A 23,910-nucleotide genomic window follows, 5' to 3' on the forward strand; every position below is an offset into this window, starting at 1 on the left:
TTGGGGTTCTGGTTGAGGCAGGACGGTGTTAGCATGACATCTAAAAGGAGGACTTATGCATCAGTTCACTTCAAAACAAGATTTTTGTCACTGGTTTAACCAATTCCAGCATCCACAGTTGGTGGAAAATTGGGCAGATATTCATGGCGCAATTTCGATTACGGCACAAGGTTCTGTTGAGATAACATTGCCATTCGCAAGTAATGAGCTTCAAACCATATTGCATGACTGGATTAAACAGCAACAAACCGCAGATAAAGTGGCTGAATTCCCATTCAATATTCGCCTTGGAGTTAAAGCATTAGAAACTCAAGTGGCCAATCCGGTTAAAGGTGTTAAGAACATCATTGCCGTTAGTTCTGCGAAAGGTGGGGTCGGTAAATCAACGACTGCGGTTAACTTAGCGTTGGCGATTGCTCAATCTGGGGCGAAAGTGGGATTGTTGGATGCGGATATTTATGGCCCGTCTGTACCTATGATGTTGGGGCAAGAAGATGCAAAACCAGAAGTTCGTGATGGCAAGTGGATGGAGCCCATTTTTGCTCACGGCATCTATACTCATTCTATCGGCTATCTAGTGGACAAATCAGAAGCGGCAATATGGCGCGGGCCAATGGCTTCAAAAGCGTTGTCGCAGTTATTAACGGAGACAGACTGGCCAGATTTAGATTATTTGGTGATTGATATGCCGCCAGGCACGGGTGATATACAGTTGACGTTGTCACAACAGATTCCGGTGACAGGTAGTGTGTTAGTCACTACACCGCAAGACCTAGCCCTTGCCGATGCAAGGAAGGGAGCGGCAATGTTTAACAAAGTCCATGTCCCGGTTATTGGTGTTGTGGAAAACATGAGTTATCACATTTGTAGCCAATGTGGCGCGAAAGAGCATATTTTTGGCATGGGTGGTGCAGAAAAAATGTCGCAAGAGTTTGGCTTAGCACTGCTAGGACAAATTCCGCTTCATATCTCTATGCGAGAAGATATTGACGCTGGCGTGCCAACGGTAGCAAGGCGTCCAGAAAGTGAGCATGCAGGGTATTATAAGCAGCTTGCCGATCGCGTATGTAGCACGATGTTTTGGCAAGGCAAGGCAAAACCAGATGTGATTAGCTTTACAATGGTGAACTAAGTTTACTATGCCTATTGGTTGATAATTGCACATTTTAACGTTTGCTCGGAGGTTAATCCTCTGAGCAGGCAGAAACTTATGACTAAACCCTAATTCCAGCTAGTAACTATGGGGTGAACTCCCTATAATCAGGCAGTTTATCTTTTTATGTGACTAGAAATCATCATCGGGTGCAAACTAATGTCTGATAATAATCAATGCGTCATCGTAGGTATTGCTGGCGCTTCTGCTTCTGGAAAAAGTCTGATCGCGAGCACTATTTATAATGAGCTTCGCGCGAAAGTAGGCGATCATCAAATCGGTGTCATCACGGAAGATTGCTACTACAACGACCAAAGCCACCTAAGCATGGAAGAGCGAGTAAAGACGAACTACGATCACCCGAGTGCGTTGGACCACGACCTACTGTGTGAGCACCTTGAAAAATTGGTACGTGGTGAAGCAGTAGAAGTACCTGAGTACAGCTACACTGAACACACAAGAACAAGTAACACGACCACAATGACGCCTAAAAAGGTGATCATTCTAGAAGGTATCCTTCTTCTTACTGACCCTCGTCTTCGTGATTTGATGCACGCGACAGTATTTATGGATACACCGTTAGATATTTGCTTGCTTCGTCGTGTTAAGCGTGACGTGGAAGAACGAGGCCGAACTATGGAATCTGTTCTCAAGCAGTATCAACAAACAGTACGTCCGATGTTCATGCAGTTTATCGAACCTTCTAAGCAATATGCGGACATTATTGTTCCTCGCGGTGGTAAAAACCGTATCGCAATCGATGTATTAAAAGCTCACATTGCAAGACTTTTGAAAGCTTAAGCCTTTAGACGGCTATATCGCTTTATTTTTAAGAGAAGAAGTGGCACCTTAAGTGCCACTTCTTTTTTTGTTTTTAAATTAGTCAGTTGCAGGTTAAAACCAGACATTTTTCACGCTTTTGTGGAACTGTCAGCGGTAAATGGAGTCTGCGCTTATAATTGTAAAAACACTCGAGCAAGGAAAAACAAATGAAGAAACTGCTCTTAATTCTAGCAATACCGATTGTGGTCATTTTGGTCGCAATTTTAGCGTTAACCATCTTCGTCAATCCTAACCAGTTTAAGCCCCTTATTGTTGAGCAAGCGCAAAAGCAAACCGGTTTAGAACTAGTGATTGAAGGAGATATCAGTTGGCAATTTTTCCCATCGATCGGCTTTGAGTTGGGACATACAGAATTGCGAAACCCACAAGGCTTTAGTAAACCCAATTTATTCAAAGTTGATACCGTTGGTGTAGATATCTCTGTCATGCCACTTTTTAGTCAACAGCTTGAAATTGGAAACGTCACGCTTGATGGGGCTGAGTTCTATATCGAAACCAAGAAAGATGGCAGCAAGAATATTGATGCATTGACGAAAGCCCAAACACAACAAGCAGAGCAAGCGAGCGATACTGCGCCTACGCAAAATGGTGAAACGCAGCCTGCTGGCTCTGATTGGAGCATTAATCTTGCTGGTGTTACGGTTTCTAATGGCTCATTAGAAATGCAGGATAAGCAAGCCGGTAGTTACACCAAACTTTATGATATCTCATTAAACCTTTCCGAATTCGCTTTTGACAACTGGACAACGGCTGATTTTGGCGTGAAGGGCGAAATGAATGACCAAAAGTTCACAGCGAAAGGTCAGGCCGACTTTAAGCTAGAAAAAGGTTTGGCAAACTACGCGCTAAAGAACATCAACTTTGATGCGACATACTCTGACCCTGCCAATAAGATTGAATCGGCAACGATCGGTTTAGATACGTTTGAATTCGATAAAGTAAATAACCTGACTTATGCCATGAAAGGCGACGCTGGTGGTATGAAGTTAGATATGCAGGGTGCTGGTCAACTTAGCGTGGACAAGGCTATCAGCAAAGTGCAGTTGGATAAGTTAACTCTTAAATCGACTTTTGAGGGGGATGCTTTACCTCAGTCACCGATGAAAGTCGACATGGTGTCTGATCTGTCTTTCGACCTAACGAAAAACCACCTGAGTTTTGTCCTAGAGAAGTTAACAGCGAATGCTATCGCCTTAGATGGTAAGGCAGATGTGACACTTGGCGATATTCCTAAAGTACGATTTGCTCTCCACAGCCCAAATATCGATCTTGATGAATTCTTAGGATTAGATCAGCAAGATTCCGAAGGTAATAAGCCTGCTTCTGGTGGCGAGAGTGCTCCAGCTGGGTCTGAGGTTGAGCCTGATTTGTCTGCGTTGAAAACGTTAGATGTAAAGGGTGACATTACCATCGACAAATTCAAAGCGGCAAATGCGAAGATGGAAGCGGTAAAAACGAGCTTCACTGTAAATCGTGGCGTATTTGAGCTTACTTCATTTAGTTCGAAGCTGTACCAAGGCACAATCTCAGCGACAGCGAAGTTAGATGCACGCCAATCACCAGCGACTTACAGTGTGAAAAAGTCAATCAAAGGCGTGAAAGTTCAACCGTTACTTATTGATGTCGCTGATAACGACAAGCTTGAAGGGACGGGTAACATTGATGTGAATGTTACCGGTAAGAGTCTAACGCCTACCGGTATCAAGAAGAATCTTTCTGGTACGGTTGTTATCAATTTTGCTGACGGTGCGGTAAATGGCATCAACGTTGCTCAATTGATTCGTGAAAACTACGCGAAATTTAAAGGGCAAAAAGTCGAAGGCACCAATGAAGTTAAGAAAACAGATTTTAGTGCGATGACGGCGACATTGAAGCTCAATAAAGGTGTCGTATCAACGGATAATATGCAAGCTCAGTCTCCATTGCTCCGTGTTCGTGGTAAAGGCACCGCAAACTACATCAATGAAACTGTTAACTTTACTATCAGCACATCAGTCGTAGGTAGCCTAGAAGGCCAAGGCGGCAAAGATATAGATGAGCTGAAAGATATCACGATTCCAATCAATGTGTCTGGTAAGTGGGCGGATCCTAAATTCAAGCTCGTATTTGATGATGTTCTGAAGCAGAAAGCTCAGAAAGAAATCGATCGTGGCGTAGAGAAGCTAACGGACAAGATCAAAGACGAAAAAACCAAAGAAGCAGTCGATGGTTTGATAAAGAATCTGTTCAATTAGATTCGAGCCAAAGCAAAAAGGGTTGGCATTAGCCAACCCTTTTTTAATTCTGCTGGTGAGCTTTACCAGTCGACACCTTTCAGCGCTTTGACGCCTGACTCAAATGCATGCTTTACATTCTTCACTTCAGAAACGGTATCAGCCATTTCAATCAGAGTGCGATGAGCGCCACGACCAGTAATGACAACCGACTGCATTTTAGGGCGGTTGTTCAGCGCTTCAACGACCTCGTCTAAATCAATGTAGCCGTAGCTCACCATGTACGTCAGCTCGTCAAAAAGAACCACATCGATAGATTCATCTTTGAGCATGCGCTTACATTCTTGCCATACGCCTTGCGCTGCTTCGGTATCAGCGGCTTTGTTTTGAGTTTCCCATGTAAAGCCGGTCGCCATTACTTGGAATTCAACGCCGAGTTTCTCAAGTAGGTTGCGCTCACCATTATCCCAAGTACCTTTAATAAACTGCGCGACAGCACAATTCAAACCATGACCTACTGCGCGTGCTATCGTACCGAACCCTGATGTCGATTTACCTTTACCATTTCCGGTAATGATCAGTAGCAGACCTTTTTCCTCTTGAGCAGCAGCAATTTTTGCGTCTACCTGTTCTTTGACTTTTTGTTGGCGAGCCTTATGGCGTGCTTCTTTATTTTCTTCGATAGACATAATACTTCCTCAATTCCTTTTCGTGCTGTGCCCAAGCTAATTTGGGTTCATTGATTTATCTCGCTATGATAGACCAACATATCGTGAAGAAAAACCACCGATAATTCAGGGAATAAAATGAAGAAAATACTTGTTGTTTGTATGGGAAACATTTGTCGGTCACCAACCGGAGAAGCAGTGTTAAGAGCGAAAGCTCAAGAGTTGGGTATTGCCGTGGAGGTTGATTCGGCAGGTACGATTGGCTACCACGCAGGAAACCCACCGGATTCAAGGGCAATGGCCGCAGGAAAGCAGCGAGGTTACTCTTTTAAAGGAATGCGTGCGCGTCAAGTTACCATTGATGACTTTGAAAAGTTTGACCTGATATTAGCCGCAGATAAAGCAAATTTAGCCGATTTATTGGATATTTGTCCGTTGAAGTATCGACACAAAGTATCGTTATTTTTAAGTCATTCTGGGTCAGATTACGATGAAGTCCCTGATCCATATTATGGTGGAAAAGATGGCTTTGAACTGGTGCTTGATTTAATCGAAGAGGCATCAGAGGAGATTTTGAAGAATCTATAATCGCCGGGCTTGAAGACAATAGGAAAAGGGATGAGCTGAGCCCATCCCTTTTTATTTGTATTAACCCGCTAAAATGTCGGTTGCCACTTTGTAGCTTGGGTCTTCCTTCACATTTATTTCAACCAAGCTGCCCGCTTTATCTAAAAGCTTGCGGCAATCTGGACTTAGGTGGCGAAGGTGTAGTGTTTTACCTTGAGAGTTGTAACGCTCTGCTAGCGTTTCAATCGCTTCAATTGCGGAGTGATCCGTCACGCGAGAGTCTGCAAAATCGACAATCACATCTTTTGGATCTTCAGGCGCGTTAAACAACTCCAAGAAGTTAGCGGCAGAACCAAAGAAAATAGGACCGTGAATCTTGTACTCTTTTGAACCTTCCTCGTTTAAGCACGTGTCGGCATAGATATGCTTAGCGTGTTGCCATGCAAACATTAATGCAGAAACAATAACACCAACCGCTACGGCAACGGCTAGGTCAGTAAGAACAGTAACAACGGTCACAAGAACAATAACGAAGAAGTCTTGCTTCGGTACGCGACGCGCTAGTTTAAATGTTGCCCATTCGAATGTACCAATTACAACCATGAACATCACACCAACCAGAGCAGCGAGTGGGATCATTTCAATTAACGAAGAAGCGAATAAGATAAACATCAATAGAGCGATAGCAGCAACGATACCAGATAGACGACCGCGACCACCTGAGTTTACGTTGATCATCGACTGACCAATCATTGCACAACCACCCATAGCACCAAACACAGAACAAGTCATGTTTGCCATACCTTGACCGATACATTCGCGGTTAGATTGACCACGAGTGTTCGTCATCTCATCTAAAACTGTCAGCGTTAGCAGAGATTCAATTAGACCAATGGCCGCTAGAATGATCGCGTATGGAAGAATGATTTGTAGAGTTTCTAGCGTAAATGGCACCGCCGGAATAGAGAAGGTCGGCAGTGAACCTGCGAGTGTTGCCGCTTCATCACCAGACATTGTACGCAAGAAGTCAACAACAGTGCGAGTTTCCAGATCCAAACCAACCACTAAAGCAGTCACCGTTACGATTGCAACAAGTGAAGAGGGTACAGCCGTTGTGATTTTTGGTAGAAAGTGAATGATTGCCATAGTTAGCGCAACCAAACCAAGCATTAGTAGCATTTGGTCTTGTGGTAGCCAAGTAAGCATGCCGTTGATATCTGGCGCTTTAAACTGACCCAACTGAGCTAGGAAGATAACAATAGCCAGACCGTTCACAAAACCAATCATCACAGGGTGAGGCACGATACGGATGAACTTACCCAATTTAAACATACCAGCGGCAATTTGAAGTATACCAGCGAGCATGATGGCTGCGAATAGGTACTGGACACCGTGAGTCGCGACAAGCGAAACCATTACGACTGCCATGGCACCTGTTGCACCAGAGATCATGCCGGGGCGACCACCGAAAATGGAAGTAATAAGACCAACGATGAATGCAGCGTAAAGACCTACCATCGGATCTACGCCTGCGACGAACGCAAATGCGACAGCTTCAGGAACCAATGCTAGCGCAACGGTTAAGCCTGATAGCACATCATTTTTTACGGAGTGCTTAGAAAATTGGGGAAATTCGAACATGTTTGTTTTTAAGTTCTCTTTGCAATGAGTTAAACCCGACACATATTCGTATTTGCACAAGCCACTGAGTGGTTGATTTCTAATCAAACATTGCAGTGTAAACCGTAGTATTAAAAGAGCAGCATCAGAATGGTGTCGAAAACTTGAGTCGGCGCATGCTACCGAAAAGTGTGATTAAGTTCAAGAATGATACGAATAATGGCGTACAAATGTGATCACGAATTGGTATTTATATGAACAATTTATTGGGCAAATATGAAGATAAAAAAAGGCTACCATCTGGTAGCCTTTAATTTATTTATGCCGTTAAGCAGTTGAACGTAATGATTTAGCCTAGTTAAAGTTAGGCTTTGTCATCTCTGCCGATGCGCGGTTTTTAGCCACTTGGCTACCCGCACCTTTAGCTTGGTAACGTTCGGTTTTGAACGGCGCTGCTGCAACAGTGATTTCGCGTAGCTCTTGAGGGCCAGGTGCTTTTGTCATCGGTGCGCTAGCGTTTAGCTTAGCAGCAACTTTAATGGCTTCGACTTTAGGCTCTGGTTTAGCTACTGGCGCTTCGGCTGCAATCTCTTTTGCTGCTTCAACCACAGGCTCTTCAGCTGGTGCCGTTTCTACAATGGCATCAACCGGTTCAGCATGTTCAGTTGCAGGAGTTTCAACGATAGGCTCTACAGAGGCTGTTTCTACTACTGCCGATTCAGTTTTTTCTGCGATTACTGCTTCCACAACAGGTGCTTCTACTGCTGGAGATTCAACTTTCGCTTCAACTGTTTCTTGAACCTTTGATTCAACAACTGGTGCTTCTGTTACAACAGGTTGCTCGCGGCGAATAATCACTTTACCCATAGCCATTTCTGGGCAAGCAAAACCACCTTGCATTGTAGGTACTGCTGCTACTGCTTCTTCCTTAACTTGCTCTTCTTTCTTAGGTGCTGGTTTCGGAATGTAGCGTGGCATTACTTTACCCATAGCCATCTCAGGAGAAGCTACACCACCTTTACGCAGGCGGAACGGGTTAGGACGGCGATCGCGACCACGGCGACGGCGCTGACCGCTTGCACGCAGGTGACGTGGCGAACGACGGTTACGACGTTGCTTAGACTCTGCTTGCTTGTTGTCTTGCTGTGTTTCTACCGCTGCTTCTGTTGGCTTCTCAACTTTGGTTTCAACCATTTCTTGAGTCTTAACCGCCGTTTCTTCTGTTTTCTTCTCAACCGCTTCTTGGTCTTTAACGCGTACAGACTTGTTCAGTTTGCGACGTTGGCGACGCTCCTTCACTTTTTCTGCTTTCGCGTTTTGTTGCTTTGGTTTGCTCTCTTCTGGTTTTGTTTCAGTTCGAGCTTCTGCCGCTAGCTGCAGGCCTTTTTCCGCTACTTTTGCATTTGCTTTTTGCTCTTGGGCTTTGTCTGCTTGTTGAGCTTTAGGCTTACGCTTTTGGTTGCGGTTTTGCTGTTTATTGGTTTGTTGTTGCGCTTCGTTTTGCTCATTCGCTTGCTCATCACGAGGCTTACGACGACGTCGGTTATCACGGTTATCACGATTGTCGCGGTTCTCACGATTATCGCGTTGGTTGTTATTGCGACGACGATCATTGCGATCACGTTTGTTGCGTCGATTATCGCGATTTGGCTTTTTCTCTTCCTGAGGTTTCGGTTCTTCTTTTACCTCTTCAGAACCGCCGAATAGGAAACTACCAAGTGCTTTAAACAAACGGCTGAACAGTCCAGGTTTTTCTTCTTGTTCAACTTTCTGTTCTTTCTTCTTCGCCTCAGGGGCAGGTTTAGCTGCTGGTGCAGGTGCCGTTTGAGAAGGAGCCGCAAAGCCTTTAAGAACAGGTTCTTCGATTCGTTTAGGTTTTACGTCAACTTCCGCTGGCTCTTTACCTTCCGCTTCTTTCATTGCTTCCAGTTTTTTAGGAAGTAGGTAAGAAATCAGATCGAACTCTTCACCTTCACGAACACGGATAACTTCGAAGTGCGGCGTTTCCATGTCAGAGTTTGGAACAACCGTAATCTTCACTTCTTGAATGCGTTCGATATGGTTAACTGAACGACGTTTTTCGTTCAACAAGTAAGAAGCGATTGGCACAGGTACAACTGCGAGAACTTGCGCTGTATTGTCTTTCAGTGCTTCCTCTTCGATTAAACGAAGCACAGAAAGTGCTAGAGATTCGTTGTCGCGAACGACTCCAGTACCGCTACAGCGAGGACAGATGTGGTGGCTTGCTTCTGCTAGAGAAGGGCTTAAACGTTGACGTGACATCTCCAACAAACCAAAGCGAGAAATACGACCGATTTGTACACGAGCGCGATCAAGACGAACGGCTTCACGTAGACGGTTTTCTACTTCTCGTTGGTGGCGAACAGGTGTCATATCGATAAAGTCGATAACCACTAAGCCACCCAAGTCACGTAGACGTAACTGGCGAGCAATTTCGTCGGCTGCTTCTAGGTTCGTGTTTAGAGCTGTTTCTTCAATATCGCCGCCCTTGGTTGCACGAGCAGAGTTGATATCGATAGACGTTAGTGCTTCGGTTGGGTCAATAACAATAGAACCACCAGATGGCAGACGCACTTCACGTTGGAAAGCTGATTCAATTTGGCTTTCGATTTGGTAGTGGCTGAATAGTGGAACTTCGCCTTCATATTTCTTAACGCGGTTAAGGAAATCAGGGCGCACCAATTGAATGTGCTCTTTTGCACGTTCGTAGATGGTGTTGCTGTCAATTAAGATTTCGCCAATATCACGACGTAAATAGTCACGGATTGCACGAACGATAACGTTACTTTCTTGGTGGATTAAGAATGGAGCAGGGTTAGAGTCCGCTGCACCTTTGATTGCACCCCAGTGGTTAAGTAGTACATTCAAATCCCACTCAAGTTCTTCGGCACTCTTGCCAACGCCAGCAGTACGTACGATTAGGCCCATGCCCTGAGGCAGTTCCAAAGTACTTAATGCGGCTTTTAGTTGAGTACGCTCGTCACCTTCGATTCGGCGAGAAATACCGCCAGCACGAGGGTTGTTAGGCATAAGAACAAGGTAACTACCAGCAAGAGAAATGAAAGTAGTAAGAGCTGCGCCCTTGCTTCCACGTTCTTCTTTTTCCACTTGAACGATAACTTCTTGGCCTTCCGTTAGCACTTCTTTGATGCTTGGACGACCTTGGTAGGTGTAACCTTCAGGGAAATATTCGCGGGCAATTTCTTTGAGAGGGAGGAAACCGTGACGCTCGGCGCCGTAATCAACAAATGCGGCTTCTAAGCTTGGTTCGATACGTGTGATACGTCCTTTGTAGATATTCGCTTTTTTAGATTCATGACCTGGACTCTCGATATCAAGATCGAAAAGTCGCTGGCCATCAACCAGAGCGACACGCAACTCTTCTTTTTGAGTTGCGTTAATTAACATTCTTTTCATTGAAAATTCTCGTTGTCTTTTCTTTTATATCTTTCTTGTCGACTTGCCACTGTTTTTTCGCTCTTTCACGGTGCCTGATCCCATGGCTTGTATTTTGCAGCCTCCCGGCTGGAAGGGGATGCTCTCGGGCACTTCAGTCATCACAAGCCTCTTGTGGTTTCTGTTGGAAACGTAGACTTGTGACCCGCTATTTGGGCGGTAGGTACTCAACGTGAATATGCGAGGAGTAGGGTGGCAAGAGTGTTGAATTCGATGTGTCTCACGCCAATGCTGCACTCGACCTTCAACGATCTACTCACATTGCTTGAGGATAAATGATTGGTAATGAATAAAATGTAACCAAACCTTCCTTAGCAGCTGTGAACTATAGCAGTGCGCGTGGCTATCAGCAATCTGCTTTCACGCAAACGATAGAAAATTTGCCGCTAAACTCAAAATTTCTAATTTATAACTGGCTGTTTCATAAGCAATTGAGATGTGTAAACTGATCAAGACAGAAAACAAATCGAGAACTCGATCGAGAGTTTTAATAATTTAAACAAAAGCTTGGCGAAATTTAGACCAGTTCGTACTACCAAGTGTTTCTTTTACGACAAGAATAATGTGAAGTCGCGCGAAATTGAGTTTACAATACCGCCCATGAGCGAAATAAGAACAAAAGTCCAGTTCGTCGACATTGACGAAGATATGGCGGGTCAGCGCATTGATAATTTTTTGCGCAACCAATTAAAAGACATCCCTAAAAGCATGATTTACCGAATCGTGCGTAAGGGCGAAGTACGTGTAAATAAAAAGCGTATAAAAGCAGAGTACAAGTTAAAAGCAGGCGATCTCGTTCGTATTCCACCGGTGACAGTCGAGAAAAAAGATGACGATGTCGCGCCAAGTACGAAACTAAACAAAGTCGCAGAGTTGGAAGATATGATCATCTTCGAAGATGATCATATGTTGATTCTAAACAAACCATCTGGCACCGCTGTGCATGGTGGCAGTGGCTTAAAGTTTGGCGCGATTGAAGCGCTTAGAGCTCTTCGTCCTCAAGCTCGCTTTCTTGAACTTGTGCATCGTATTGACCGTGATACTTCAGGTATCTTATTGGTTGCTAAGAAGCGTTCTGCACTTCGTCACTTGCAAGCCCAGTTTCGTGAAAAGACAGTGAAGAAGTTTTACTTAGCTCTTGTCATGGGACAATGGAAAAGCAGTTGTAAGGTTGTGAACGCGCCACTGCTTAAAAACGAAGTGAACAGTATTGTTCGTGTTAACCCTAACGGTAAGCCGTCTGAAACGCGTTTTAAGATTTTGGAAAAGTTTGAACAAGCAACATTGATTCAAGCGAGTCCGATTACTGGTCGAACTCACCAAATCCGAGTTCATACACAATACACGGGCCACCCAATCGCTTGGGATGATCGCTACGGTGACCGCCGCTTTGATGCTTACACAGGTCAAGTTGGTTTAGATCGTTTGTTCCTACACGCGGCAAACATCAAGTTTCAGCACCCATCAAATGATGAGTGGATGGAAATCAACGCACCGATGGAACCGAAGTTAGAAAAAGTGTTGGCGGGTTTAAGAAACGCGTAACCATGTTTTCCTAGTGGACTATAAAAGGGAGTCTGTGGCTCCCTTTTATAGTCTTTGGATTAAAGGACATCGAGTCCCTGAACATGCAACATATCAATCAAATCAATCAGTGGTAGCCCGACAAGTGTATTCGGATCTTTCCCCACTAATTTGTTAAACAAACAAATTCCCATTCCTTCGCTTTTAAAGCTGCCTGCGCAGTAAAAAGGTTCTTCCCTGTCGACGTAGCGTTCGATTTGTTCAAGCGTCAAATCTCTAAAGTGTACTTCGAAAGAATCAAAGCCGACTTCTGTATGGTTTGTGACGGTGTTATGTACCGCAAGACCAGTATAGAAAGTGATGACTTTTCCACTTTGAGCCAAAAGTTGATTTATTGCGTTGTCTCTATTTAAAGGTTTGCCAACGATTTCACCATTAATGACACAAACCTGGTCACTGCCGATAACTAAACTTGCTTTATCCGTCTGGCAAGATGTTGCTTTCTCTTGGGCCAATCTTTGCACCAGTTCAAGAGGCGTTTCCTGGTCAAACGGTGTTTCATCGCAATCAGGTGATAAACAAATGAACGGTAGTGAAAGCTTTTCAAGCAGTTGTTTACGAAAAGGGGAGGTTGAAGCTAAAACCAGTTGGTAATTTTTCATTTTGAATTACAATTCGTGGGAGCATTTCCGATAGGATAATCGATCAAAAATGATTCTGGCTAATGCTCTGTATGTTAAGCGTAAAAAAGTACAACTTTTTTGCCTTTTTCTTTGACTAATTTTGATTTGGAAGATAATATTCGCGCCCTATGCAAAAGGTAAAAATACCGCGAACGGTTGACCCAGCAAAAGCTGCACAGAAACGATTAGATTACGATGGCATCATCCAAGCTAGTCTTTTCAAGCGCTTAGCGGAAACAACTGAAGGCGTAAAACGCGACGCAGAAGTCTCATTGTCATTTGGGATGGATGAACAGCGACTCGTTGTTATCTCTGGTAAAGCTAACATCGAAGTCGATTTAGAGTGTCAGCGTTGTAATGAGGTATTCGCACATGAGTGCGAAGTTGAATTCCTTTCTACTCCTTACTACGGTGAGAAAACGGAACAGGAAGCACCAGAAATTTATGATTTGGTAGATCTAAATGAATATGGTGAATTAGACCTTATACAACTGGTTGAAGACGAGTTCATCTTAGCATTACCTCAAATTGCGATGCACGATGAAGCGGATTGTAGCGTTGATTCAAATAACATGGTTTTTGGTGAGATTCCTGAAGAAATTGAGGAAGAAAAACCGAATCCATTCGACGTTTTGAAAAGTCTGAAAAAGTAATAGGTGTGGTAACCGATTCTTCTTCAGGTTTTTAACCCAATAGTATAGGAGTAGGGTCAATGGCCGTACAGAAAAACCGTAAAACTCGTTCTAAGCGCGGTATGCGTCGTTCACACGATGCGCTAACTACAGCTGCTCTATCTGTAGACGCGACTTCTGGTGAAACTCACCTACGCCACAACGTAACTGCTGAAGGTTACTACCGTGGTCAAAAGGTTATCAACAAGTAAGGTTGAACCTTTGCAAAGTATTACCGTTGCACTTGATGCAATGGGCGGGGATTTCGGTCCACGCGTAACAGTGCCTGCCGCCGTGCAGGCACTGTCTCATTTCCCAGAGCTAAAAGTGATTCTTATAGGTGATCAATCTCTGATCACGTCTCAATTATCTCAACTCGGTACCTCGACCAGTTCCCGCTTGACTATTCTTCATAGTGAGAAAGTTATCTCGAACTCAGAAAAACCTTCATTGGCACTACGTAATAGCCAAAATAGTTCCATGCGTATGGCTATCGATTTGGTTTCTGAGCAGAAGGCGGATGCCTGTGTTAGTGGTGGCAACACCGGTGCATTAATGGCACTATCGCGTTTCATTCTTAAGTTACTTCCTGGTATTGAACGTCCTGCTTTAGTTTCAGCTTTACCGACGATTACTGGAAAGCGTACTTGGATGCTAGATCTAGGTGCGAATGTATCGTGCGATGCTGATAGTTTGTTCCAATTTGCTGTAATGGGCAGTGCACTAGCAGAAGAACACTTAGGTTGTCCTCCTCGCGTTGCTGTTCTCAATATTGGCGCAGAAGAGATTAAAGGTAACGATTTAGTCAAACGTTGCGCAGAAATGCTTTCTCAGACCGACGCGATTAACTTTGTTGGTTATATTGAAGGTAATCAAATTTTGCATGATGTTGCAGACGTCATTGTATGTGATGGGTTTGTCGGCAACGTATGCTTAAAAGCCAGTGAGGGAACAGCTCAACTTTTTATCGAAAAAATTAAAACCAGTATGATGGCGTCAACGATAAAGGGTTGGATTGCTAGAAAGTTGTTTTCTCGGCTATTTAATGAACTAAAAACACTGAACCCCGACCAGTATAACGGCGCAAGTTTGCTAGGATTGCGCGGCATTGTCATAAAAAGCCATGGAAGTGCGGATGTATCTGCGATTGTCAATGCACTTGGCGAGGCAGTACACGAGGTCAAACGACAAGTACCAAGCCGTATTAGCGATCGTTTGGAAGCGGTTTTACTCGAGAGGCATTATTAGTCTTCATGTATAGCAAAATTTTAGGTACTGGCAGCTACCTGCCATCTCAGGTGCGTACAAACGCAGATCTAGAGAAAATGGTAGATACAAGTGATGAGTGGATCGTTGCTCGCACGGGTATTAAAGAGCGTCGAATTGCTGCAGAAAATGAGACTGTAGCGGACATGGCATTCTACGCAGCTGAAAACGCTATCGATATGGCGGGTATTGATAAAAACGATATCGACCTGATTATCGTAGCCACAACGAGCAGTAGCCATACTTTTCCTTCATCTGCGTGTCAGGTGCAGGCAAAGCTTGGCATTAAAGGTTGTCCAGCTTTTGACTTAGCCGCTGCTTGTTCTGGTTTTGTGTACGCATTATCTGTTGCAGACCAACATATTAAATCGGGTATGTGTAAAAACGTACTTGTTATTGGTTCAGATGCTTTGTCTAAAACGTGTGATCCGACAGACCGTTCAACCATTATCCTATTTGGTGATGGTGCTGGAGCCGTTGTCGTAGGCGCTAGCCAAGAGCCAGGTATTATTTCTACCCACATATACTCGGATGGTCAATTCGGTGAGCTACTAAGCCTACCTGTACCTGAGCGTGGTCAAGATGCTGACAAATGGCTTCATATGGCAGGTAACGAAGTATTCAAAGTCGCTGTCACTCAGTTATCGAAACTAGTAAAAGATACGCTTGAAGCCAACAACATGCATAAGTCTGAACTAGACTGGCTAGTACCGCATCAAGCGAACTATCGAATTATTTCGGCAACAGCGAAAAAGCTTTCAATGTCTTTGGACCAAGTCGTGGTGACACTAGACCGACACGGGAATACTTCTGCGGCGACAGTACCGTCTGCGCTGGATGAAGCTGTGCGCGATGGTCGCATTAAACGCGGGCAGACTTTATTGCTAGAGGCGTTTGGTGGCGGTTTCACTTGGGGCTCTGCTCTGGTGAAGTTCTAAGTTTCACGAGAATTCAAAATTTAAGGTGCACTTGTTGCATCTTATTTCTTTTTACTTTGCTTAAAGGAAAACAACATGAGCAAGTTTGCTATCGTATTTCCAGGTCAAGGTTCTCAAGCTGTAGGTATGCTTGCAGAACTAGGCGAACAATATGACGTAGTAAAACAAACATTTGCAGAAGCATCTGACGCACTAGGTTACGATCTATGGGCGCTTGTTCAAAATGGACCTGCAGAAGATTTAAACGAGACTTTCCGCACTCAACCAGCTTTGCTAGCTTCATCTGTTGCAATCTGGCGTGTATGGCAGGAGCTTGGTTTAGAGCAACCAGCAAACCTAGCCGGTCACAGCCTAGGTGAGTATTCAGCACTTGTATGTGCGGGTGTGATTGACTTTAAAGAAGCAATCAAGCTGGTTGAATTACGCGGTAAGCTAATGCAAGAGGCGGTACCAGCAGGTACTGGCGCTATGTACGCGATTATCGGTTTGGCTGATGATGCGATTGCAAAAGCGTGTGAAGACGCAGCGCAAGGTGAAGTGGTCTCTCCAGTAAACTTTAACTCGCCTGGTCAGGTAGTTATCGCGGGTAGCAAAGACGCTGTAGAGCGTGCGGGAGCGCTATGTAAAGAAGCTGGTGCGAAACGTGCGCTTCCTCTTCCTGTTTCAGTTCCATCACACTGTGCGCTTATGAAGCCAGCAGCGGAAAAACTTGCAGTAGCTCTTGAGTCTATCGAATTTAACTCACCACAGCTGCCAGTTATCAATAACGTTGATGTGGTTGCTGAGACAGATCCTGCAAAAATCAAAGATGCGCTTGTTCGTCAGCTACATAGCCCAGTTCGCTGGACTGAAACAGTCGAGCTTATGCACGAGCAAGGGGTAGAACAGCTTCTTGAGCTTGGTCCTGGTAAGGTTTTAACAGGTCTAACAAAACGTATCGTGAAAACGCTAACTGCAGCAGCAGTGAATGATGTTGCGTCGCTAGACGCGGCGAAGTAATCCATCAAGCGATAAAACTTGCGATAAGAAAAGGAAACACAACATGATGAATCTAGAAGGTAAGATCGCGCTAGTTACCGGCGCAAGCCGTGGTATTGGCCGCGCGATCGCGGAACTTCTTGTAGAGCGCGGTGCGACGGTTATCGGTACGGCTACTTCTGAAAGTGGCGCTGCTGCTATCAGCGAGTATCTTGGTGATAACGGTAAAGGTCTAGCTCTTAACGTGACTGATGTCGAGTCTATCGAAGCGACACTAAAAACGATCAACGAAGAATTTGGTGTGATCGATATTCTGGTGAATAACGCTGGTATTACTCGTGACAACCTATTGATGCGTATGAAAGATGATGAGTGGAACGACATCATCGATACCAACCTAACGCCTATCTACCGCATGTCTAAAGCGGTTTTACGCGGCATGATGAAAAAACGTGCGGGTCGTATCATCAACGTAGGCTCAGTTGTTGGTACCATGGGTAACGCAGGTCAAACTAACTACGCAGCAGCGAAAGCGGGCGTGATTGGTTTTACTAAATCAATGGCTCGTGAAGTTGCGTCTCGTGGTGTAACAGTGAACACTGTTGCCCCTGGTTTCATCGAAACTGACATGACAAAGGCACTAAATGATGAGCAACGTGCGGCAACGTTGTCGAACGTGCCAGCTGGTCGTTTAGGTGACCCACGTGAAATTGCATCAGCAGTAGTTTTCCTTGCTTCTCCTGAAGCAGCGTACATTACTGGTGAAACTTTGCATGTAAATGGTGGCATGTACATGGTTTAATGAGACAGTTTGTGCAAAATAAGCTATTTTACATTGTGAAAAATAGCCTATAGTTGCAGTTAACTGTCATGAACTTGTCATGCTTATGCGCAAGATTTGTGCATGATTTAAGTCAAAAATGTATTGAAATTCGGTTAAATTCGCTAATTTTGTGGTTTGACCAGCAAGGACCCCCTTGCAACTTTCAATAGTTCGAATAAACTACGGAATCATCGCATTAGGCGAAATCTGTAAAGGAAAAGAAAAATGAGCAACATCGAAGAACGCGTAAAGAAAATCATTGTTGAACAGCTAGGTGTAGACGAAGCAGAAGTTAAAAACGAAGCTTCTTTCGTTGACGATCTAGGTGCTGATTCTCTAGACACTGTAGAACTAGTTATGGCTCTAGAAGAGGAATTCGACACTGAGATTCCTGACGAAGAAGCTGAGAAGATCACTACTGTTCAAGCTGCAATCGACTACGTAAACAGCGCTCAGTAATTAGCTCTCCCAGGCGGTCTCCTAGACCGCCTGTGTTCTTTCTAACTTCTTCTATCCTCTCATAGAAATATTCAATTCCCGGAGAATTATATCGTGTCCAAGCGTCGTGTAGTTGTCACTGGCATGGGTATGTTGTCACCGGTAGGCAACACAGTAGAATCATCTTGGAAAGCCCTGCTAGAAGGTCAAAGTGGTATCGTGAATATCGAGCACTTTGATGCTACGAACTTCTCAACTCGTTTTGCAGGTCTTGTTAAAGATTTCGATTGCACAGAGTACATGTCTAAAAAAGATGCTCGTAAGATGGATCTTTTCATCCAGTACGGCATTGCAGCGGGTATTCAAGCTCTTGATAACTCTGGCTTACAAATTACCGAAGAAAATGCGGCTCGAGTTGGTGTTGCTATCGGCTCAGGCATTGGCGGTCTAGATCTGATTGAAACAGGTCACACTGCATTAGTAGAAAAAGGCCCTCGCAAAGTTAGCCCATTTTTTGTTCCTTCGACCATCGTAAATATGGTTGCAGGTAACCTATCTATCATGCGTGGTCTTCGTGGTCCAAATATCGCGATTTCTACAGCATGTACTACTGGCCTACATAACATCGGTCATGCTGCACGAATGATTGCGTACGGCGATGCAGATGCGATGGTTGCTGGTGGCGCAGAAAAAGCGTCTACGCCTCTTGGCATGGCTGGCTTCGGTGCAGCTAAAGCGCTATCTACTCGTAATGACGAACCTCAAAAAGCGTCTCGTCCATGGGATAAAGGCCGTGATGGCTTTGTTCTAGGTGATGGTGCTGGCATGATGGTGCTTGAAGAGTACGAACACGCGAAAGCACGTGGCGCGAAGATTTACGCAGAACTGGTTGGTTTTGGTATGTCTGGTGATGCTTACCACATGACTTCTCCAAGCGAAGATGGCTCTGGTGGTGCACTTGCGATGGAAGCGGCAATGCGTGACGCCAACATCACAGGTACCCAAGTAGGTTATGTGAATGCTCACGGTACATCTACTCCTGCTGGCGACGTTGCAGAAATCAAGGGCGTGAAACGTGCTCTTGGTGAAGAAGGTGCGAAGCAAGTACTTGTATCATCAACTAAGTCTATGACTGGTCACCTATTAGGTGCAGCAGGGTCTGTTGAAGCAATTATCACGGTTATGTCTTTGGTTGACCAAATCGTTCCACCAACGATTAACCTTGATGATCCAGAAGAAGGTCTAGACATTGACCTTGTGCCGCACACTGCGCGCAAAGTTGAAGGTATGGAATACGCTATCTGTAACTCGTTTGGCTTTGGTGGTACAAACGGTTCTTTGATCTTCAAAAAGTTCGCTGAGTAACACTATCTAACCTTATTTAGATAAGCGAAACTTGTATTCTAACGGCTCGATGCTTAGCATTGAGCCGTTTTGTTTTATTTGTTGTCTGCTAATTTGAAGGTACGCGAATGTTTTGGGTAAATGGAGTTCCACAAACGCATGTAGAGCTGGGTGATCGCTCATTCCAATACGGTGATGGAGGTTTTACCACCATCCTGACCCAAAACGGAGAGTTGGTTTACTGGCAAGAACACATTGAGCGTATGAAGTCCTGCCTTGACGCATTGAAGATCTCTTCCCCTGACTGGCAAGTTGTGCATGATTGGGCAAGCAAAGCGGCTTTATCTGACGCACAAGCTGGGATGAAAATTCACGTTAGCCGTGGTATTGGTGGGAGAGGGTATAGTCCTAATGGGATTGAAGGCCCTATCGTGACGATCTCCAATTTTGCGTTTCCTTCTCATTACTCTTCTTGGCAAGAAAAAGGCGTGGATTTGGGCGTTTGTGAGACTCGCCTCGGGATCCAACCTTTACTTGCTGGACACAAGCACAACAACCGTTTAGAGCAGATTCTCGCCAAGGCTGAAATCGACGATACCGAGTTTGCAGATGCAATAACGTTAAATGTGCAAAACCATGTCATTGAAACTACAATGGCCAACCTTTTTTGGGTTAAAGGTAATAAAGTATTTACACCGGAGCTGACCTTATCTGGCGTTGCGGGCGTAATGCGTCGTAAGGTGCTTGAGTTACTAAAAGTAAGTCATATTGAAGTCATCGAGGGGCGTTTTATACTTCCAGATTTGCTGAGCGCAGACGAGGCTTTCATGTGTAACTCAATATTAGGTGTAGCACCAATTCGCAGCATAGTGGCATCTAACTCTAAGACTATATTTCCGATAGGAAAATTGACTCAACGACTGCAAGGGAATTTAACTACGTGATTAAAAAACTGTTGGCTTTTGTTGTGCTGATCGCAGTGATAGGCGCAGCAGCTGTTTTTTATATAATTTCACAGGCTAAACAATACGTTGAAAAGCCTATTCTATTGGAACAACCTCAGCTGTTTACTGTAGAAAGTGGTACAAGCTTTCATCATGTCATGCGCGCCTTAGTTGAAGATGAGGTAATTGAAACGTCGGAGTACATCCGTTTAATACCTCACTTATATCCAGAACTGTTGCAAGTACGAGCGGGCACTTATCAACTAGAGCCTGGTATGTCGCTTTCGCAAGCATTGGAGCACCTGAACACCGGAAAAGAATACCAGTTTGCGATCACTTTTGTTGAAGGCAACCGCTTTTCTGAGTGGGTAGAGCAATTGAAAAGTGCTCCTTATTTAGAGCATGACTTAACCGATCTACCAGAAAAAGACATGGCAGCAAAGTTGGGTATTGAGCGAGAAAAGCTTGAAGGACTGTTTTTAGCAGAAACCTACCATTACACGGCGGGTGCAAGTGAAAGCCAGTTATTAAAACGAGCGCATCGAAAACTCAATAAGATTCTGGATGCTAACTGGGAAGCTCGTCAAGAAAAGCTGCCATTGCAAGACAAATATGAAGCCTTGATTCTGGCGTCTATCATCGAGAAAGAGACGGCCATTGACTCTGAGCGTGAGCGCGTCGCTTCTGTGTTTATCAACCGATTGAACAAACGCATGCGTTTACAAACGGATCCGACGGTTATTTATGGTATGGGTGATGCTTACGACGGAAATATTCGTAAGAAAGATTTGCGCACGCCGACACCATATAACACCTATACCATCAATGGCTTACCTCCAACCCCAATTGCGATGGCAGGTGAAGCCTCTATTGAAGCGGCTTTGAATCCAGAAAGCAGCAACTATTTATATTTCGTAGCAAGTGGAAAGGGCGGACACGTATTTTCGAAATCCCTTGCAGAGCACAATCGTGCTGTTCGAGCCTATTTAAGAGAACTAAGAAAGAACAAATGATGAAAGCAAACTTTATTGTCGTTGAAGGCCTAGAAGGCGCGGGTAAAAGCACTGCGATTAAAACCGTTTTAGATACGCTAAAAGCGGCAGGTATTGAAAATATCGTAAATACTCGTGAGCCAGGAGGCACGCCGCTAGCAGAAAAGATGCGCGCTCTGGTGAAAGAAGAGCATGAAGGCGAAGAACTTAAAGACATGACGGAGTTGCTTCTTCTATATGCTGCACGTGTCCAGTTGGTTGAGAACGTGATCAAACCAGCTTTGGCGAACGGTCAGTGGGTGGTGGGTGACCGCCACGATATGTCGTCGCAGGCTTATCAAGGTGGTGGCCGTCAGATTGACGCGTCGCTAATGAAAAACCTTCGAGACACAACGCTTGGTGATTTTAAACCTGCTTTCACTCTCTATATGGATATCGACCCTCGCGTTGGGCTTGAGCGTGCGCGTGGGCGTGGTGAGCTCGATCGTATCGAGAAGATGGATATCAGCTTCTTTGAACGTACACGAGAGCGTTATTTGGAGATTGCTCATGCTGATCCTTCTGTCATTATCATTAACGCTGAGCAGGCGATCGAAGGCGTGTCGCGTGATATTCGGGACGCTCTTAACGAGTGGTTAGCTCGTCAATAATAAGTGAAACTTAAATTTAGGTGACTCATGTTAAATGATTATCCATGGTTGCAGCCAGTATGGGATAACCTCAAAGTAGGGCTAGAGTCGGACAGAATACCAGGTGCGCTTTTATTGCAAAGCGAGCAAGGCTTAGGCATCGAAAAACTTATCGAGTTTTTTAGCCAAGCACTTCTTTGCCAAAATTACGCCAGTGAAGCGTGCGGTTTTTGTCATAGCTGTCAATTAAATCAATCACACAACCACCCAGATTTACACTGGATCAAACCAGAAAAAGAAGGAAAAGCGATAACGGTGGACCAAGTTCGAGCTTGCAACCGTCTTGCTCAGGAATCATCACAGCTTAATGGTTATCGCCTATTTGTTATAGAGCCAGCGGACTCTATGAATGAATCGGCATCGAATGCATTGTTAAAAACGCTAGAAGAGCCTGGGGCAAAGTGCTTGTTTTTGCTCGTTACCCACAATCAGGAGCGCCTGCTTCCAACGATTCGTAGCCGTTGCCAACACTGGGTTGTTGCGCCGCCGTCAACGGAGCAAGCGATGCAATGGATGCGTGAACAAGGGGCGCAGCAAGTTCCTGCTTACGCCTTAAAACTGAATATGGGCTCTCCGATAAAAACATTGGATGCGTTAAATAATGGCGATCTCGATGCTTACTTGGCTTTTGAGCGCACTTTTATTAAGGCGATGTCTTCTCCTGCCTCAGACATTTCTGAGTGTGCTTCTTTAATGGCTAAACACTCGGAGCAATCACTAGACTGGGCGTGGTATTTACTGACAGACGCTCAGAAAGTGCAGTTTGGTGTATCAGAAGCACAAATGCTTCCTGGCGCTATAAAGTTTCAGCCGAACAACTACAACGGTTTGTACTCATCAGCGAAGGCGCTGATGGACCTCAAAGCTCAGGTTCAAGCCTTTCCTGGTCTAAACCTTGAGCTACTATCAATGAACTGGTTAATTGAATCACGAGAGGTATTATGTTCGTAGATTCTCATTGTCATTTAGACAAATTGAATTACGACGATCTCCACATCAATGTGGAAGACGTTATTAACAAAGCTAAACAAGCAAAGGTAACCGAGCTGCTTTCTGTGGGAGTTACGCTGGATTCTTTCCCTAAAATGATGGAAATGATTGAGCCTTATGAGAATGTTTATGCTTCGTGCGGTGTACACCCACTTGATGTTGAAAGCGACTTTTCGATGGACGTGCTACGTCACCACGCATCGAATGAAAAAGTCGTTGCCATTGGTGAAACAGGCTTGGATTATCATTATAAGCCAGAAACGGCAGCGTTACAGAAAGAGCGTTTTGAGCAACACGTTGATCTTGCGGTGGAGCTTAACAAACCTTTAATTATCCATACTAGAAACGCACGTGCGGATACTCTAGATATTTTGCGTAAGGGTGGGGCGGAGAAATGTGGTGGTGTTATCCACTGTTTTACAGAAGATCTTCCATTTGCTGAAGCTGCACTTGAGCTGGGGTTTTATATTTCTATCTCGGGGATTGTCACTTTCCGTCAAGCTACAGAGTTGAAAGAAGTGGTGAAGACTCTACCTCTAGAGAAGCTTCTCATTGAGACAGATTCTCCTTACTTGGCTCCAGTCCCTCACCGAGGTAAAGAGAATCAACCTGCTTATGTTGTCGAGGTGGCTTCTTATATTGCGCAACTCAAATCGTGCTCTCTTTCTGAAGTGGCACAAAAAACCACCGAAAATTTCCGAAATCTTTTTTTGCGATGAAAAATCAATAAGAGCATAAAAAAGGAGCGTATGCTCCTTTTTTGTTGATAAAAACAACAGATATACTCATGAGTTTAATGTTTACTAAAAATGTTGATTTAATAACATTCAAAAATCACAAATGTAATTTTGTTACTAAAAATAACATTGGAGCGTATTTTATTTACGCCTTAAAATTAATTATATAAATAATAAACTCTTTATAAAACAGTAATATAACTGCAATGCAAACCTTTTCATCAGCTGTTTTTGGGTGTGATCCAAGACTTGTTTTGAAACTAAATTTCGTAACTGTGTGGAAAGTTTGAGGGTCATCAATATATATTTAGAGCCGGAAAATATAATGCAGTTGTGGTTACATTTTCATTGG

General features: G+C 44.4%; 22 protein-coding genes. 18 read left to right on the forward strand and 4 right to left on the reverse strand.

The window, feature by feature from the left end:
* Window positions 1–55 precede the first annotated feature (55 nt).
* The 3 genes from apbC (at window position 56) to VEA_RS07235 (ending at window position 4,230) form a co-directional block, all read left to right on the forward strand.
* Window positions 56–1,132, forward strand: coding sequence for an iron-sulfur cluster carrier protein ApbC (gene apbC / locus VEA_RS07225; RefSeq protein ID WP_005396960.1), 1,077 nt, complete (start codon window positions 56–58; stop codon window positions 1,130–1,132).
* Window positions 1,133–1,312: 180 nt separating this feature from the next.
* Window positions 1,313–1,954, forward strand: coding sequence for a uridine kinase (gene udk, locus VEA_RS07230; protein ID WP_005396962.1), 642 nt, complete (start codon window positions 1,313–1,315; stop codon window positions 1,952–1,954).
* Between the two features lie 188 nt (window positions 1,955–2,142).
* Window positions 2,143–4,230 carry an AsmA family protein gene (locus VEA_RS07235; RefSeq protein ID WP_006742826.1) on the forward strand — a complete coding sequence of 696 codons (2,088 nt, stop codon included), beginning with the start codon at window positions 2,143–2,145 and terminating at the stop codon, window positions 4,228–4,230.
* Window positions 4,231–4,292: 62 nt separating this feature from the next.
* Here the strand turns inward: VEA_RS07235 and cobO are convergent, their stop codons facing one another.
* A complete protein-coding gene (gene cobO / locus VEA_RS07240) occupies window positions 4,293–4,898 on the reverse strand; it encodes a cob(I)yrinic acid a,c-diamide adenosyltransferase (RefSeq protein WP_005396966.1) in 606 nt (201 codons plus the stop codon).
* A 117-nt stretch (window positions 4,899–5,015) separates the two neighbouring features.
* On the opposite strand from cobO, the gene VEA_RS07245 reads away from it, so the two are divergent.
* Window positions 5,016–5,465, forward strand: a complete 450-nt coding sequence (locus tag VEA_RS07245; protein WP_012841586.1) for a low molecular weight protein-tyrosine-phosphatase — start codon at window positions 5,016–5,018, stop codon at window positions 5,463–5,465.
* 60 nt (window positions 5,466–5,525) lie between these two features.
* On the opposite strand, the gene VEA_RS07250 is transcribed toward VEA_RS07245, so the two are convergent.
* Entirely contained in the window at window positions 5,526–7,085 is a 1,560-nt protein-coding gene (locus VEA_RS07250; protein ID WP_005396973.1) for a SulP family inorganic anion transporter, read from the reverse strand.
* A 333-nt stretch (window positions 7,086–7,418) separates the two neighbouring features.
* Window positions 7,419–10,502, reverse strand: coding sequence for a ribonuclease E (gene rne / locus VEA_RS07255; protein WP_006742828.1), 3,084 nt, complete (start codon window positions 10,500–10,502; stop codon window positions 7,419–7,421).
* Window positions 10,503–11,141: 639 nt separating this feature from the next.
* Between rne and rluC the strand changes: the two genes are divergently transcribed.
* Window positions 11,142–12,086 carry a 23S rRNA pseudouridine(955/2504/2580) synthase RluC gene (gene rluC, locus VEA_RS07260; protein ID WP_005396975.1) on the forward strand — a complete coding sequence of 315 codons (945 nt, stop codon included), beginning with the start codon at window positions 11,142–11,144 and terminating at the stop codon, window positions 12,084–12,086.
* Window positions 12,087–12,145: 59 nt separating this feature from the next.
* On the opposite strand, the gene VEA_RS07265 is transcribed toward rluC, so the two are convergent.
* Window positions 12,146–12,727: a Maf family protein gene (locus VEA_RS07265; protein ID WP_012841589.1), complete on the reverse strand. Its 582-nt coding sequence runs from the start codon at window positions 12,725–12,727 to the stop codon at window positions 12,146–12,148.
* 149 nt (window positions 12,728–12,876) lie between these two features.
* Here VEA_RS07265 and yceD point away from each other — a divergent pair, with 149 nt between their 5' ends.
* The 13 genes from yceD (at window position 12,877) to VEA_RS07330 (ending at window position 23,540) form a co-directional block, all read left to right on the forward strand.
* A complete protein-coding gene (yceD, locus tag VEA_RS07270) occupies window positions 12,877–13,401 on the forward strand; it encodes a 23S rRNA accumulation protein YceD (protein ID WP_005396977.1) in 525 nt (174 codons plus the stop codon).
* Between the two features lie 59 nt (window positions 13,402–13,460).
* Window positions 13,461–13,631, forward strand: a complete 171-nt coding sequence (gene rpmF, locus VEA_RS07275) for a 50S ribosomal protein L32 (RefSeq protein WP_005396978.1) — start codon at window positions 13,461–13,463, stop codon at window positions 13,629–13,631.
* Window positions 13,632–13,641: 10 nt separating this feature from the next.
* On the forward strand, window positions 13,642–14,667 hold the full coding sequence (gene plsX / locus VEA_RS07280) for a phosphate acyltransferase PlsX (protein WP_012841590.1): 1,026 nt from the start codon (window positions 13,642–13,644) through the stop codon (window positions 14,665–14,667).
* A gap of 5 nt (window positions 14,668–14,672) precedes the next feature.
* Window positions 14,673–15,623, forward strand: coding sequence for a beta-ketoacyl-ACP synthase III (locus VEA_RS07285; protein ID WP_005396980.1), 951 nt, complete (start codon window positions 14,673–14,675; stop codon window positions 15,621–15,623).
* A 75-nt stretch (window positions 15,624–15,698) separates the two neighbouring features.
* A complete protein-coding gene (gene fabD, locus VEA_RS07290) occupies window positions 15,699–16,622 on the forward strand; it encodes an ACP S-malonyltransferase (protein WP_012841591.1) in 924 nt (307 codons plus the stop codon).
* A 46-nt stretch (window positions 16,623–16,668) separates the two neighbouring features.
* Window positions 16,669–17,403 (forward strand): 3-oxoacyl-ACP reductase FabG, encoded by a 735-nt coding sequence (fabG, locus tag VEA_RS07295; protein ID WP_031780596.1) that lies wholly within the window; start codon window positions 16,669–16,671, stop codon window positions 17,401–17,403.
* Window positions 17,404–17,649: 246 nt separating this feature from the next.
* The gene (gene acpP, locus VEA_RS07300) at window positions 17,650–17,883 is read left to right on the forward strand and encodes an acyl carrier protein (RefSeq protein ID WP_004406112.1); all 234 of its coding nucleotides are present in this window, start codon (window positions 17,650–17,652) and stop codon (window positions 17,881–17,883) included.
* Window positions 17,884–17,976: 93 nt separating this feature from the next.
* Window positions 17,977–19,227 carry a beta-ketoacyl-ACP synthase II gene (gene fabF, locus VEA_RS07305; RefSeq protein WP_005396984.1) on the forward strand — a complete coding sequence of 417 codons (1,251 nt, stop codon included), beginning with the start codon at window positions 17,977–17,979 and terminating at the stop codon, window positions 19,225–19,227.
* Window positions 19,228–19,334: 107 nt separating this feature from the next.
* Entirely contained in the window at window positions 19,335–20,150 is an 816-nt protein-coding gene (pabC, locus tag VEA_RS07310) for an aminodeoxychorismate lyase (protein ID WP_006743151.1), read from the forward strand.
* Window positions 20,147–21,163 carry an endolytic transglycosylase MltG gene (mltG, locus tag VEA_RS07315; RefSeq protein WP_006743152.1) on the forward strand — a complete coding sequence of 339 codons (1,017 nt, stop codon included), beginning with the start codon at window positions 20,147–20,149 and terminating at the stop codon, window positions 21,161–21,163. The genes pabC and mltG overlap by 4 nt, the downstream gene beginning before the upstream one ends.
* A complete protein-coding gene (tmk, locus tag VEA_RS07320; protein ID WP_006743153.1) occupies window positions 21,160–21,792 on the forward strand; it encodes a dTMP kinase in 633 nt (210 codons plus the stop codon). Before mltG ends, tmk begins: the two co-directional genes overlap by 4 nt.
* 27 nt (window positions 21,793–21,819) lie before the next feature.
* Entirely contained in the window at window positions 21,820–22,782 is a 963-nt protein-coding gene (locus VEA_RS07325; RefSeq protein ID WP_006743154.1) for a DNA polymerase III subunit delta', read from the forward strand.
* Entirely contained in the window at window positions 22,773–23,540 is a 768-nt protein-coding gene (locus VEA_RS07330; RefSeq protein WP_005396993.1) for a TatD family hydrolase, read from the forward strand. Before VEA_RS07325 ends, VEA_RS07330 begins: the two co-directional genes overlap by 10 nt.
* The last annotated feature ends 370 nt before the right edge of the window (window positions 23,541–23,910 follow it).

The organism is Vibrio antiquarius, assembly GCF_000024825.1.
In the GTDB taxonomy this organism is placed as follows: domain Bacteria; phylum Pseudomonadota; class Gammaproteobacteria; order Enterobacterales; family Vibrionaceae; genus Vibrio; species Vibrio diabolicus.